This is a genomic window from Clostridium sp. LBM24168, from assembly GCF_052953915.1.
Window position 1 is genome coordinate 2,419,203 of record NZ_CP196861.1, and the last position, 14,884, is coordinate 2,434,086.

The following is a 14,884-nucleotide window of genomic DNA, read 5'->3' on the forward strand; positions in this document are numbered from 1 at the left end:
TTGAGCATAACTCTAAGGCACTCATTTCTCTAGCCCGATAAGGGCTATTTTTTTCTATCACTAAAATTTATATCATAGGATTTCCTCAACTTTTGTCGAATTTTTAAAATATCACATAATAAAAACACTAAAAGGAGGAAATCTCTATGTACCAACGTCAAGAAATCTTTAATATAATTGAGCTTTTCACTTCACAAAACACAATAAACTTCTACACAGATATTTTTGAAAATATTAATTTATCTTCATTACCCGATAGGGTTCCTTCCAAATACGGACCTGTCGGTTTCTCAAGACACGCTCTTTTCAGAGCTTTTATAGTCATGAAATGTGAGAAGTTTGCTCAAATTACTGATCTTAAAGATTTTTTAGAAAATAATTTAATCATTGCACAACTTTGTGGCTTTGACATTCTTAAACCACTTCCTTCATACAGGACCTTTCAAAGGTTCATAAAGAATATCGAAAACTCTTGTTTGAAAGAAATTATGAAACATCAGGTAAATACTCTCAAGAAACTTGGCTTTATAGACAACAACTTTATATCTGTTGATACAACTCCAGTTAAAGCAAACACTAAACTTAATAACCCTAAATGCTTCGCATCAAACAAATTTTCAAAGAAGAATAATCCAAAGTCTGATAAAGATTGTAAACTTGGAGTACATACTGCAAATAATTCCATGAACGTTAAAATCAATGATAACTCCAATAAATCAAGTAAGAAATATGAATTTTACTGGGGTTATAAAAACCACGTTATCTGTGATGCAATATCCGGACTCCCTATAGATGAATATACAAGTACTGCTGATATCAATGAAATTTCTACCTTGACTAAATTTCTTTCAGGTACAAATAGCTGGTTTTCACTTAATGGAAGTTATGTTGTCGCAGATAAAGGCTATGATTCAAAGTTAAATCATAATTTTATAAAAAACAACTTGAAAGGTCTTGCCTTTATTGCCATTAACAAAAGAGGGAAAAAAAATCCTAAATTAACTTCCACTGGCAACATTATTTGTCAAGGCGGTCTAGCCATGCATAAAGATGGACGACAGTATTTTGATTCATACATCAAGCAAAAATTTTGCTGCCCATTTAAAAAATCTAAAGATGATTCACTGTGTCCCTGCAAACATGAAAAATATTTCAATGGCAGGAAAAACAGAGGATGTATCCGTTATATCAGCAAAGGTACTGACTACAGGGCTTCAATTAATCATGAGTCTAAATTTTTTAAAACCATCTACAGCCTGAGGACAGAATCTGAAAGATATAATTCCAGATGGAAAAAGCTTAATAACGAAAGAGCTTATGTCAGAAATATAAATTCTGTATCAAACTTAAATACTGTAGGACATATATGCCTTCTGACAACTGCGATAGCAGCTATAAAATCTGGTAACTCTGATAAAACCAGATCCCTATCGGGATTAAAAAGAATAGCTTAATTTAAAACCTATTATTTTTTAGCATCAACTTTTACCCTAGGGATACTCTGCCAATTTTTATATTGTAATTAATTGTAAAGTATATTTTTCATAAAAAGCTGTAATTTTTATTCTTCAATCAATAATATTTCCTTTTTCTTGTATTTAATTTTTTAGTTATGTTCATGTCTAATAAATTTTCCCATATGCTTGTTTAAGTTCAACCAATTTATGGACTGCTTCCATTAATTCTGGAGTACGTTCAAACACATACGTGGCTTTCCCGTTGCAATCTGTTTCTTTTGTATAGTGGTAGCCTAGATAATTCATGGCCGTTGCCATACTAAATTTATTTATGTAATAATATTTCAATTTTGCTTTCCCCCTGTGTATGTATAGAATAGGTACAGCCATATAAAAGCTGTACCTATAATAATTTCTTATTTAAATAAAATATATATAATTCTATGTATTACATTTTCTTTTTTGTTGTTTACATATGTATGTGAATCTTCATATTGATCTTTACAAATATCAGGCTACTTCAATTCACTTCTATCATGTGATGCTAATTCCTCTTCGGTCAGAATTCTATTTTTTCGTACCAGATCACAATTACAATTATTTCTATCTGTTTCCAGCTTCTTTTCACAATCATATATAACTTTTATTTGTTCTTGTAATTGTGTATGTAGATCTTCACTATTAATTTCATTTTTCATTTATACATCTCTCCCATTATCTAATATACTGCTATGCTGCTATAAATTGCAGAATTTCGATATGCCCAAGCTAAGCTAAATAAATTTTCTGTAGATTCTGGGATTCCAGTTTTAACTTCAAACTCCTTAAATTTTATAAATTCTTGCTTCGGCAGATCCAAATCAATGTTTAAAATTTTTGATAATTCCGCTAATTTAACATCTGTTACAAGATGTCCAGTATCATCAACATCAATATCTGCATATAATCTATACTTGTCTATAATGTTGTAAAAATAACTTTTATCATGTTTTTCTAATATTTTTATTAGAGATGGATATTCTAGCACTTTAGCTATATAGTGTCCTGCGAGCAACTTGTTATAGTAATAACTCTTAAAGCCACAATCAATTGCAAGTATAATTTCCTTCTGTTTCTCAGTAAAATCATCAATATTTATGCCAAGTATACTTAATACTGTAATAGCGGTACTCATTGCAAATTTGGAATAATATTTATCTCTTGTAATACCACACAACTTATTTAGGTTAATACAATCATTATTATTGCTATCTCCAATGTGATTTCCTAGACATCGGCCATTTATAAGATCAATGTCAATTCCCACAGCGGAGTTAGGTATCACTTTCATTCCTTTTTCTTTGTATAAGCCATAAAAATTATAGAAGAATTTTGTTTTCCAGTTATTATATTTCTCTAATATTGCACAAGATAATAATGAATCGATGTCATTGCTAAGAGCCATTAATAAATCCTCCTCAAATATCCAATCTGGTAGTTTTCCTTTTATTTCTTTATTCAATTTATTTTGTGTTTCTGTCCGTAAAATAACAATATTTATGTATTATTTATAACTCCTATTTTATTATATATTATGTTAATACAAGCATTTATCCCCCTTCCTCCTGTACCTTAGATTTTTACATTTATAACACAATTACACCTCCCGTATTTATATTTGTATTGCCTCTTTTCTACTCCATTTAATTCCACTTTCTTTTTCCCCTTGGTCTTTTTTTATTAACTTAAAATTAATGTTTTATTTGAATTTTTATATTGATTATGTACTAGCTTTCAAGGCATAACCTCCCCTCCAGAACTATATTCATGTATAATAAAAGGACATTAATTTGAATTAACATCCTCTTACTTTTTATTTTTAATTGTAATCTTAAGGTCTGTCATCTTATCTAACATTTCATCTCTCACTTTTGGATCTTTTTCTTCATCATATTTATTCTTAAGATTCTCTAACAATTCCTCTGGTGTAAGCTGTGCCATTCGGAATTCTTTTTTCATGTCTTCAGGCAGCTTATTAATATTTTTATTTATTTGCTCATTGACCTTATTTATATTATCTTTAAATTTGCTGTACCTATCCATCAAATCAATAAATTGTTTATTAATTGCATCTATGTAAGATATAAAAGCATTATTAGGCGGATAAGATAGCATAGATTTGAAACCTTCCTGTGGTACATCCTTTTTTATATCCGTTAAGATATCCATGATTTTATATATAAGTCCGTCATATTCCCGTTCTTTCTTTATATCTATAGAATTAAGTTTGTCCAATAATTCTTTACTAATGCTATGGAATTTTACTTTTCCTTCTTTAACTGGTTCTATGATCTTTGTGGATTCCTTCCCATCTTCATCTACATAAAACTCCAATTCTCTATCTCTATTAAAATCTGATAATTTCATTTAACATCCTCCTTATCTTATTTCTGTCGCTAGTTGTTGTAATTTCTTGTTTATAAGTTCTACCCTTGCACAAGATATTTCCATTGAATCTCCGAATTTCTTTATTTCTATATCTTTTATGCATTTATTTTGTTTATTACAGATATCATATAATTCATTAATTAGTTTATTTTTTTGCTCTATGACATCTATACAAAAATCCATCTGCAATTGCGTATATTTTTTTCTATCTACATATTCCTCCAACTCTTCATAACCCATGCTTTTTAACTTTTTATCAAATGCTGTATTCATAATCATTACTTCCTTTCTAATCTAATAATTTAAAATAAATTTTTTTAGCTTACTTAATTTTTCTTTACCTAATCTTCTGTTGTCTTTGCATAAATGTGCAATATCATAGGGAGTTATTCCCTCACCCGCTGCATTAGCAATAAATTTATAAGTAACACCTTTTTGTTCCCTAATATTAATTATTTTTTGCTTTATAAATTCCCTAATTATATCATCTTCCATTGTTTCTTCCTCCTTTCTTTTACCTAAAGATATAAAGTTAGCGGTTGATTTTGTGCTATAAAAAAATTTTAAAGACACAAAAATTATTATTGACATCTTGCATTTATTTATGTTATATTAGTAATGGTGAAGTTTAAATATTTTAAATAAAAAATAAATAAACATTATAGAGAGATACAAATACTAAGCATCTAGCTGTTCTTTCGGGACATTTGGTATACCTTCCCACCATATCTCTCTACCATATAGGAACCAGATTCAATGTTAAACAACAAATATATTTTTGTTGTTTTTTAAATACTTTGTCCACAAAATTTCCAAAATGAATGTTTTTTTCCAAATATCATTATTTTGTTTTAAATACTTGTAAAAATATGCCTTTATCTGCCCGATATAGTGCATTTAATAAACCTAACTTATATTTGCATTTAATAGGGTTGAAATTCGGCTCTCTATGAAATATCTTATAAATAATAGCATGTACAGTTTCTACTCTAATTTTATATCTTTTTATTTTTCTCATACCATCAGATTTATTATCATCTAATTTATTATATTTTTCTAATTCTTGTGACTTTGATAACTTATTATATTTTTCATATTTTGTCTCAATAGATTTCTGTTTATTTGTCATTTTCATAATACAACTAATAATACTTTCTATCTGTTTCTTTTTTGCTTTTTTCCTATCTATATCAAGTAATAGCGTATCTAACTGAATTGATTGAATCTGATCTGCATCTGATATACTCATTATATTTTGTAAATAATCCATACTTGTATCATATTGCATAATTTTATTTTTGCTAATATACTTAAAAAATAATGGTTTTTTATCATGTAATATATCAGTATCTTTGAGATTTTTCACTTGTTTATCTATATCCACATCATACATTCTTTTAGCGCTATCAATACAAATTTCTGATAGCACAGTACATATATCCACTCCTTGTAATAATTTCTCTTTTTTATCTTTATCATCACTATTTTTATTAATCAAATTCCAATATGTACTCATATACAACTGACCTAGATTTACCACAGTTCCGATATTTTTTTGGCTTGCTGCAAGTATATTATCTATCTTAGCCATATCCTCAATACATACTTTATATCTATTTTTGTTTTTATTATTTTTTTTAATATAAGAAGCATTTACTAGACCTACACTATTCTGACATACTCTATATTCTTCACTATCATAACATTTTTTAGCATTAGATAATAAGCAACTATTATTAATTAATAATAATGTATCAGAGTCATAGTCACATCCTGATAATATCCTTTGTATAGGAAATTTAATTGCATTTACTACAATAATGTTATTAGTCAAGTTGAAATACTTCCTGATAAATTCATTGTCCTTATTATTTACAATTAATACATTTGATGGAGATGTATGAGGATTTCTAAAAGCAACATATTCTTCATTAAATGGGTGTACTGTAGTATATACTTCATTTTCTTTTAATTGCTGATCATGAATCCATTCATCCTCTATAATCATATTATTTTTATCTACCGGCAATTTATCTATGGAATTATATAAATATTCAATTAAATTACCAGCAATAGTACAATAATCTCCATTTAATCTTATTTTGCCTTTCTTCATATGTGTTATATAATTATGTATATCCTTTTTTCTTTTATCCTTAAATATTTTAGTATTAGCTATTTTATTATTTCTATTATATAAATCAACTAGCATGTTGTTTGAATTTACTGCATTAGCTGTATGTTTTAAATATTGTATATATGTCTCAATATCATTTTTTAATTTATCTATATAATTAAGTTCAAATTCACTCAATTTTGCCATATCATAATAATTAATAGGAATACTATTTAACATCTGATAACTCATCTGATTAATTACATTACCATCATCATCTTTACCTTTTGTAGATTCTTGTTCAGATTTACAAATTCCAAAAATGCAATCATCATCTTGAATTTTCTTTTTCCAATGCAACCACATTTTCTTTTTATTATTGCCTTTAACAACATAAAATTTTAATGCTTTCAGTGAATTAGGTGTAATAATCATACATATATCTTTAGCAAATATAGGTTCATTAAACATATCCTCTAATTGCCAATCATCATAATCTACATCTTCAGGGCAATTTTCTTTTAAGAACTTTTGCAAATTGCAATTAAATACACAGCTTTTAAACATGTGATTTCTAAGTAGCATCATACCTTTACCAGATTTAAAATAACTACTATCTAAAATGCCTTCACCATCAAATAAATCATTTTCCATTTTAATATTTTCTCTTTTGCTGAATAATTTTTCAGATTTTTCTTCTTTATTATTTTCTGAATTTTTCTTTTGTTCTTTTTTTACAACATTACAGTCTCTCAAAAATACGCTCTTTACATCATTAACAATTAAGATATTTTTAGTATCAATTTTTATAATATCCTCTATATGACTACTAACCAAAGATTCATAGCTCAAAAGGCCTGGAAAATCTATATCATCTCTTTCTTCTAACCTCATACCCATCCTCGCCCAATTTATCATACTATTTCTCAGAGATTTTTTAATAAATAATACTTGTCCAGTACGACTTTTTGCTGCTGACCTTTTATACACAACAAAATCAACCTTTTCAGTTTTTTGTTTACTATTTTCATCTTTGTAGTGGAATGTTAATGTAAATCCCTCTTTATACAGTAAAGTTCTCAATTTATCATTTTTTATTTCTTTCCATTTATCTTCTTGTATCTCATTAGTTATTTCATCTATATATTTCTTTAATTTTTCTATGTATTTCTTATTTTCTTCAGTATCAACTATATTGTTTATTTTTTTTTTGATAATAGATATTACCTCATTACCAGATTTTACTTTTTGATTAAATTTAATATTTATGATATCATTGGTCATTATTTTATTATATCTCTTACTTCTAAATGTTTTAAATCCCCTTTGCTTCTGTAAATGCCTTAATTCTAGTGAATATGGAATCATGCCACAATAAGATCCATTTAATTGTTCTTGTGACTTACTTCTTCTATTAATATATTCCCAAATTTCAGCACCTTCAACTGACATTATATATATGTTATTATTCTCCATCTTATTTCCCCCATCTATTAGATATAGGATATATACCCATCAAATTAAATATCGATATGTAGATATTTATAACTTAAGCTGCTTTCAATTCTTCTATCACAGCAAATAATATATCTTTAAATATCTTATACAAGCGTAGATCTTTCCTTATAATATCTAACTTTTTATATTTAAAATATATAGATTCATTAATTTCAGCTAATTTATTCATACATATTTCTCTTTGCTCCAGGTCATACACTTGACTATTTTTCTTCATTTTATATAGTTTACCTTGCCATCTATATACTCTTTCCAATTGCCTATTTAACTGCTTTTTTAATATCTTTATTTCATGTCTACGTGGAGTTATATCCTTCTTATATATACTATCTATAAGTCCTCGTATTATTTCTTCAGATCCATCGGTATCCTGCATTTTATACTGGTATATAAAATTTGTATCACCATCATTCAAAGTCAGTACTATATAATCATTGGATTGTCCCAGTTCTATGTTCTCCAAATAAATTTGTTGTGCTATGTTTATACTTTCCGTTACTTTTTTTAATATATTACTTAATTCTTTACCGTTCAACATTACGTTTACCCCTCCAAATTTTTATTTCACATTTTTGTGAAACGAAGTAAAATCAATATTTTGAATATAATTATGTCTAAATTTTCATATAGTTTCATTTAAAAAATCCTTAGATTGCTGTAATCTATCTATAAATAGATTCTTATCTTTTTCATTCATATTAACTACATCATTTTCATTTAAAAAATTCTATATATATCTTCTATGTTGCAGCAATTCACAGTCAAGTTCGTCCATTTTTTGTTCATTAGTAAGAGATTTTCTATTTGGATTCTTAACATCCTTGATTATTGCATTAATATCAATATCTTTTACTTTTTCTTCATCAATTTTCATTACATCTCCATATATATCTTTCATTTAAATTTTTCCTCCAATTGTTTTATTTTTAAATGCTTAAGAAACTTTCTGTTCACTATAATTATTTTTCCTTTGTATAAAATCTAAAACTTCTTCCATAGATCTGAAATCTTTTATAAATCTATGCCTTATTTTTCTGGTAGGATTGTTGTGCAAATTCTTCTCTTTTAACAAATTGTAAGAAATAAAATTATCATCTCGTATTTCATCCACTCTATACCTGTTTATGCCACATGTAATAAGTGTTTGTCCATCTATTATTTTTGTAATTTGCAAGTTTTTGTAATTCATAGTTATAATCCACCTTTCTGCGAAAGGCACCGATGGGGTTATGAAACCCTTCAACTCCCATCTTCCTTTCGCTCTTTTTTGTGTTATTCTTTTCTTGTAGGTCGCTGGCACACTACAGAACCTGAGGAGGTGAGTGGCGAGGCTGTATAGCGGCAACCCCGTATAGTTATATAGGTCGGTCATCCGTTAAGGCATCAATGAATGGCGCAAAACAGTAGCCCGTAAACTTATCTCTTCCGAAGTTGACTCGATTTCGCCGGATGACCAGTCCCTGCCAGCCCTACCATTCTTTTTGTAGGAGGAACTCTATGTTTAAAATCTTTCGTAAAAACTGCTGTGGACTTGATGTCCACAAAACCTGGATCTATGCCTGCGTCGGAATTACCGATACCAATGGACGTACTGAGTACAAACAGGCTCGTTTTTCTTCCTTTTCTAAAGGTCTAAAAGAATTAGCGGAATGGCTTGTTTGTTATGCACTTTTTTATTGGACACCCACTACTTTTAGAAAGTAACTTGTCCCGTTCTTTAACTCAATATAGATATTAATCTTATCTATATCTAGTTTAACTATATCTTCATAATTTATTTTTATTTTTTCTCCGAAATTCTCCTCATTTAATTTATGTAATTCCATATGATTTTTATAAATATGACTTCGCATATATTGTAAATCATTAAATTTTGGATCTAATTGGTGCATTAAATAATTCCTTTTATCCAGCTTTTGTAATTCTTCTTTAATATTTTTTACCATCATAATTAAACATCTCCATATAATATATTTTATATTGACAAATTTAATAAAAAAACCTATAATAAAATTAATAAAAATTAAAATCCGTTTTCTTATTCGCTCTACCAAAACGAATAAGTATATATAAGTTTACTATTTTTATAGAATTTCTTCAAATTGGAAATTTGTCCAATTTTGTTTGTATAGTGAATTTTTTGCTAATAATAATCTGTATATTTTTGTGTTGTCTAAAATTAAATAATTAATTATACAAATCATCTTGGTCGACATATTTTATAATATATCAATCATGTAGTTTTTTCAAATCGAGTCTAACTCGATTAATCACGACAAATAGGCCTCCTCAACAAATAAATGCAGGATGCTTTCAATTTTATATTCATTCTTCAATTTTCTATATAATTCATTATAAAACAACTCTTGTGTTATAAAACAAATATTGTATATTAATAACTCTTAATAATTTAAATACATCTCATGTTAAGGTTGAACCAAACTTATTTATTAATTTTTTTAGCTAAAGATTATACAACGATGTTCAACATAGATTAACTTATACATCTATTTTATTAATTTCGTTGACTATTGTCAATGATTTTTATTAATTTTTTTTAGCTATTCACATATAATCCGCATGGTTAAGCTATTTACTAAATTAAATAAAATTAATAAAAATAAGCTATAGAGTGATTTTTCATTTTTATTAATTTTATTTAATAGCTGCAATTACACTAACATAGTCTAATAATCACAAAAAAGTCTTTAGTGACTTAGTAATATCAACAATATTTTCGTTAACGACACCATCGTTAACGGATTTTAAATCTTTATAATCAACATTCTATAGTCATATTTTATTAATTTTTTATGCATGTGTTAATACTAATTATTAATTTTATATTTTATAAATTTGCAAAGGCAAAATCTTAAGGATGACGATTAGTTTACCAACAAGGGAATTTTCAGCTACCTCGAAATTATGTCAAGCCTTATGAGTATTTGAATAATAATAAGCTAAATACTATTTCTTAATTCTAAGTACTCCTGATAAAAAAGTTATCTTATTGGGATAATTTTTATTTATTTTACTTTTATAACCATACAAATCAGCTCTCATCTCTTTAAAGCAATAAGATAATAGCTTATCATGTTTTTCTGGATAATCAGTCACATTATTACTTTTTATATGATCAATAACTAAATTCTGATATTTAGTAATGGCATTTATCACTTGTGGTGATGCTACCAACATCAGATTATTATATGCATGATTATGTGCAATAACAACATCATCATCTACTAAATTGTTCATAGAATCACTTAATGTCTTTATAAATTGTATATAGTAATCCTGCTTGATTTTTCTCTCTTCTAGTTGTATAGAGTTCTTTTTACTAAAATAATTAGTCAATGATACAGTTATAACGGCAGTAATAGTTCCTATTAAAGCTATAATATATTGGCTCATAGTAATTCCTCCAAATTATATAAGCTATCTTTACTCAATAGTTATTTATTTTCCCAAATCAATTAATAAATAAATTATACCATTATCCACCTATATAAATATACTTTATAATTATTCTATTGTATTTATTTGTGGATAATTCATGTCATATAAGAACTGTTATTTATTTCATATCAGATGTTTAAGATTTGTCGCATTGAACTGTATAGTATAAATATTTATACATATATTGGAATTGTATTGTAAATAATAGTCTATCTTTATCAAACAATTTAATATAAAATCACTTGACAAAAATAACCATCTAAAAAACTGCAAATTTAATAAACCTACTATTGACATATTTTTCAAAGTATAATAAACTAAAAATAAGTTGATAAATTTTTATTTTTTTGTCCCTTTTATATCCTGTATGATATAGAGGGACTTTTATTCTACTCCATTAATTTATCAAAATTATATTCTTTCTTACCTAAAAGCATATCCTCTAAATTGGAAAAATTATAATCACGCTGCTTAAAATTGTTAAACGTAGATGTTGTCTTGCTACTATGAGAACTATTTTTAACCTTTTTAATAGTCTCCTGTACCTTTTTTATCTTATTGCTTATTGCTTTGGATGAATTTATTACAAGCTTTCTAAGCATAGTATATACATTGCTTATACTACCCCTTCTTTTTATTTTAATTAACCCTTTATCCTTTAACTCTTTTATCCCTCTCTGGACTGTCCTAACACTTTTGTGCAAATGTTCTGCAATATACTTCTGGCTTGGGAAACAAGTATTTTTATTGCTATAACACATGCTTAATAAAAAAGAATGTATTTTAAAGGCACTATCAGAAATAGGTAATGCAAAATCTTCGGAATTTATTACTGTAAATGTTGTATAACTATTCATTGTCAATACCACCTTTATCCCGGCGATTCCAACGTAATTCAAAATCTATCTTAATTTTTTGAATTTTTTTCTTTTTGACTATAAAATTATCCTTATTTTTCTTTGTTTTAGGAGTTTTAATAGTAATTTCTATTACTTCTCCATTTTCATCATGCATATAAATTGGATGCATTATTCAACACCCCCAATCCTCTTTAATTCTTTAAATTGACTTTTATTCAGAATCATATCTTTTATGTTGCTCCACTTTATTAGCTTGTCCTTATCTCCATCTGCCTTTATAATACGTGTATTATCATTTTGCTCTACAATATAAATAGATACCATGTTACCAAAGTAATTTATATCTTGTAAAACTATATTTTGGGGGTTTATATATGCTGCTTTGTAAAACTCATTTAAATATTTATATTTCATTACCTTCTGCCCCCTTTTAACTTCATTGTAATTTGCTTATTTTCAACCTTTATTCTATCAAGCGGATTAAATTTTATTGATTGCTTTAGATCCTTTCCTGCCATGTGAAGATATATATCTACCATTTTGTAACTGCTATGCCCTAAAATTGCTTTGAGTACATGTATACTGCCTCCATTCCTTAAATACAGCGTTGCAAAAGTATGTCGAAATAAATGTAAGCTATATTTATAAATTCCCCTTTTCTTAGCATATTTAGTAATTCCCATCTGTAATGTTGTTCTTGGCATTCTTTCCCCAAAACTATTGCAAAACAAATAATCATCTTGATTACCTTTCCTAAATTGTAAATACTCAATCAAAATATTATGCAATCTTTTAGGTATAGGCACTTGCCTTGGTTTTTTATTTTTAGTATGTACCAGGTTAAGTAAATCCTCCGTTAAATCCAAGTTCTTTATTTTCAATTCTCTTAACTCCAAAGCGCGAACACCCGTACCTAATAGAAAATTACAAATAACCCAGTTTCTAAATTCTGCAAATCTATTTGTAGTTTGCTTGCCTTTAGGTCTTTTTAATAAAATTGATAACTCTTCATCTGTATAAATATCTTTATAAACTTTCTGACATTTTACATAACTATAAGGAAATTTTTCAATATATCCTAACTGCATTCCATAGGTTAACATTGGTGTTAGCTTTCTTATATAACTATTAACTGTAATATCCTTTACTTTTCTCTCATTTTTTAGATATAGCTTAAAATCTTCAAATAAATTGATATTAATTTCATCACAACAAATTTTTTCATTGCATTCAAATCTAATAAAGTATTTCAATACATTCTTATATCCATCAACAGTATATTTGGTTATTCCATTAGCTTCGCATCGTTTAAAATACATTGCACATAAATCTTTAAATAATAATTTTTCTTTCCTAATAATGCCAATTGAATAGCCTGTTTTTCTACCTTTTTTCACCATTCTAAATCCTCCCATAAACAAAAATAAAGTAGTGTATAACAATCAACTTTTTTGTTGAAAATCATACACTACTTTAAATTCATAAATGGCTGAAGCCCTTGATTTATTTTACTCCCACTCGATAGTAGAAGGAGGTTTGCTTGTTATGTCATAGACAATTCTGTTTACACCTTTCACTTCATTTACTATCCTTCTTGATACTTTGTCAAGTACCTCATATGGTATCTTGGCCCAATCAGATGTCATGGCATCGGAAGATGTAACTGCTCTAAGTGCAACAGTATAACAATAGGTTCTCTCATCTCCCATGACACCAACTGAACGTATATTCGGAAGGCATGCAAAATACTGCCATATGGATTCATCCAATCCTGCATTTGCTATTTCTTCTCTGAATATAGCATCTGCTTCCCTTGTTATTTCAAGTTTTTCCTCTGTAATTGCGCCTAATACTCTTATTGCAAGACCCGGCCCTGGGAAAGGCTGTCTCCAGACTAACTTATGAGGTATACCTAACTCTTCACCTACTGATCTAACCTCATCCTTGAATAATTCTCTAAGTGGTTCAATAAGTTCAAAATCCATATGCTCTGGAAGTCCACCCACATTATGGTGACTCTTTATAGTAGCTGAAGTTCCAAATCCACTTTCCACAACATCTGGATATATAGTACCTTGAACAAGAAAAGCTATATTCCCAAGTTTTTTAGCCTCCTGTTCAAACACTCTTATAAACTCTTCTCCAATTATTTTTCTCTTTTTTTCAGGATCATCTACACCTGCAAGTTTGCCTAAAAATCTGTCTCCTGCATTCACCCTTATGAAATTCATGTCAAACTGCTTTTTAAATACATCTTCAACCTGATCTCCTTCATTTTTTCTAAGAAGTCCATGATCTACAAATATACATGTAAGCTGTTTTCCTACTGCCTTATGTACAAGTACCGCCGCTACAGAAGAATCAACTCCACCCGACATGGCACATATGACTTTTTTATCTTTTACCTTTTCTCTTATGGATCTGATTTTTTCTTCTACAAAAGATGACATGGACCAGTCACCCTTGAGATTACATACTGTAAATAAAAAATTTGAGATCATTTTTTTCCCAAAAGGCGTGTGCTCAACTTCAGGATGAAATTGAACTCCATATATTCTTCTGGAATCATCTCCAACAGCCGCCACAGGACATTCGTCCGTAGTAGCCAAAATTTTAAATCCCTCCGGTGCACGGGACACCACATCCGTATGGCTCATCCAACAACTTTGTTTTCTCTCTATTCCATTAAACAAAATACTATTATTGTCTAACATTACATCTGCTTTTCCATATTCCCTAACTACAGCACTCTTAACTTCTCCACCTAGATTTGCACATATAAATTGATGTCCATAACATATACCCAAAATAGGAATTCCCAGCTCAAAAATCTTCTTGTTTATCTTTGGTGCATTTTCTCCATATACACTTTTAGGTCCTCCTGTAAATATTATTCCTTTAGGTTCTTTTTCTTTTATTTTATCTATAGAACAAGTATACGGAACTATTTCACAATATACATTATTTTCTCTCACTCTTCTTGCTATGAGCTGATTGTATTGTCCGCCAAAATCAACCACAATAATTAATTCTCTGTCCATAAATTT

Annotated in this window: 18 protein-coding genes; 1 reads left to right on the top strand and 17 read right to left on the bottom strand. The window is 28.1% G+C overall.

What is annotated here, in order from left to right; genetic code table 11:
• Positions 1–146: 146 nt before the first annotated feature.
• Positions 147–1,454, top strand: a complete 1,308-nt coding sequence (locus ACSVC9_RS12025; protein ID WP_446897050.1) for a transposase — start codon at positions 147–149, stop codon at positions 1,452–1,454.
• Between the two features lie 168 nt (positions 1,455–1,622).
• Here ACSVC9_RS12025 and ACSVC9_RS12030 read toward each other — a convergent pair whose 3' ends face one another.
• The 17 genes from ACSVC9_RS12030 to guaA all read right to left on the bottom strand — a co-directional run bounded on the left by ACSVC9_RS12030 (position 1,623) and on the right by guaA (position 14,878).
• Positions 1,623–1,847, bottom strand: a complete 225-nt coding sequence (locus ACSVC9_RS12030; RefSeq protein ID WP_446897709.1) for a hypothetical protein — start codon at positions 1,845–1,847, stop codon at positions 1,623–1,625.
• A gap of 125 nt (positions 1,848–1,972) precedes the next feature.
• Positions 1,973–2,155 (bottom strand): hypothetical protein, encoded by a 183-nt coding sequence (locus ACSVC9_RS12035; protein ID WP_446897710.1) that lies wholly within the window; start codon positions 2,153–2,155, stop codon positions 1,973–1,975.
• A 20-nt stretch (positions 2,156–2,175) separates the two neighbouring features.
• Positions 2,176–2,901, bottom strand: coding sequence for a hypothetical protein (locus tag ACSVC9_RS12040; protein ID WP_446897711.1), 726 nt, complete (start codon positions 2,899–2,901; stop codon positions 2,176–2,178).
• A 401-nt stretch (positions 2,902–3,302) separates the two neighbouring features.
• Positions 3,303–3,863 (bottom strand): hypothetical protein, encoded by a 561-nt coding sequence (locus ACSVC9_RS12045; RefSeq protein ID WP_446897712.1) that lies wholly within the window; start codon positions 3,861–3,863, stop codon positions 3,303–3,305.
• Positions 3,864–3,875: 12 nt separating this feature from the next.
• Positions 3,876–4,157 carry a hypothetical protein gene (locus ACSVC9_RS12050; protein ID WP_446897713.1) on the bottom strand — a complete coding sequence of 94 codons (282 nt, stop codon included), beginning with the start codon at positions 4,155–4,157 and terminating at the stop codon, positions 3,876–3,878.
• A 21-nt stretch (positions 4,158–4,178) separates the two neighbouring features.
• Positions 4,179–4,379 carry a hypothetical protein gene (locus tag ACSVC9_RS12055; protein WP_446897714.1) on the bottom strand — a complete coding sequence of 67 codons (201 nt, stop codon included), beginning with the start codon at positions 4,377–4,379 and terminating at the stop codon, positions 4,179–4,181.
• Positions 4,380–4,725: 346 nt separating this feature from the next.
• A complete protein-coding gene (locus ACSVC9_RS12060; RefSeq protein WP_446897715.1) occupies positions 4,726–7,476 on the bottom strand; it encodes a hypothetical protein in 2,751 nt (916 codons plus the stop codon).
• Positions 7,477–7,549: 73 nt separating this feature from the next.
• Entirely contained in the window at positions 7,550–8,056 is a 507-nt protein-coding gene (locus ACSVC9_RS12065) for a hypothetical protein (protein WP_446897716.1), read from the bottom strand.
• Positions 8,057–8,245: 189 nt separating this feature from the next.
• On the bottom strand, positions 8,246–8,416 hold the full coding sequence (locus tag ACSVC9_RS12070) for a hypothetical protein (protein ID WP_446897717.1): 171 nt from the start codon (positions 8,414–8,416) through the stop codon (positions 8,246–8,248).
• A gap of 36 nt (positions 8,417–8,452) precedes the next feature.
• Positions 8,453–8,707, bottom strand: a complete 255-nt coding sequence (locus tag ACSVC9_RS12075; protein WP_446897718.1) for a hypothetical protein — start codon at positions 8,705–8,707, stop codon at positions 8,453–8,455.
• 484 nt (positions 8,708–9,191) lie between these two features.
• Complete coding sequence (locus tag ACSVC9_RS12080) at positions 9,192–9,467, bottom strand: hypothetical protein (RefSeq protein WP_446897719.1); 276 nt, start codon at positions 9,465–9,467, stop codon at positions 9,192–9,194.
• A gap of 1,018 nt (positions 9,468–10,485) precedes the next feature.
• On the bottom strand, positions 10,486–10,932 hold the full coding sequence (locus ACSVC9_RS12085; protein ID WP_446897720.1) for a hypothetical protein: 447 nt from the start codon (positions 10,930–10,932) through the stop codon (positions 10,486–10,488).
• A 434-nt stretch (positions 10,933–11,366) separates the two neighbouring features.
• Positions 11,367–11,834, bottom strand: a complete 468-nt coding sequence (locus ACSVC9_RS12090) for a helix-turn-helix domain-containing protein (RefSeq protein WP_446897721.1) — start codon at positions 11,832–11,834, stop codon at positions 11,367–11,369.
• Positions 11,827–12,006 carry a hypothetical protein gene (locus tag ACSVC9_RS12095; protein ID WP_446897722.1) on the bottom strand — a complete coding sequence of 60 codons (180 nt, stop codon included), beginning with the start codon at positions 12,004–12,006 and terminating at the stop codon, positions 11,827–11,829. Before ACSVC9_RS12095 ends, ACSVC9_RS12090 begins: the two co-directional genes overlap by 8 nt.
• Positions 12,006–12,251, bottom strand: coding sequence for a hypothetical protein (locus tag ACSVC9_RS12100; RefSeq protein WP_446897723.1), 246 nt, complete (start codon positions 12,249–12,251; stop codon positions 12,006–12,008). The genes ACSVC9_RS12095 and ACSVC9_RS12100 overlap by 1 nt, the downstream gene beginning before the upstream one ends.
• Positions 12,251–13,237 carry a tyrosine-type recombinase/integrase gene (locus ACSVC9_RS12105; protein ID WP_446897724.1) on the bottom strand — a complete coding sequence of 329 codons (987 nt, stop codon included), beginning with the start codon at positions 13,235–13,237 and terminating at the stop codon, positions 12,251–12,253. The genes ACSVC9_RS12100 and ACSVC9_RS12105 overlap by 1 nt, the downstream gene beginning before the upstream one ends.
• Before the next feature lie 108 nt (positions 13,238–13,345).
• Complete coding sequence (gene guaA / locus ACSVC9_RS12110) at positions 13,346–14,878, bottom strand: glutamine-hydrolyzing GMP synthase (protein ID WP_446897725.1); 1,533 nt, start codon at positions 14,876–14,878, stop codon at positions 13,346–13,348.
• Positions 14,879–14,884: the final 6 nt, after the last annotated feature.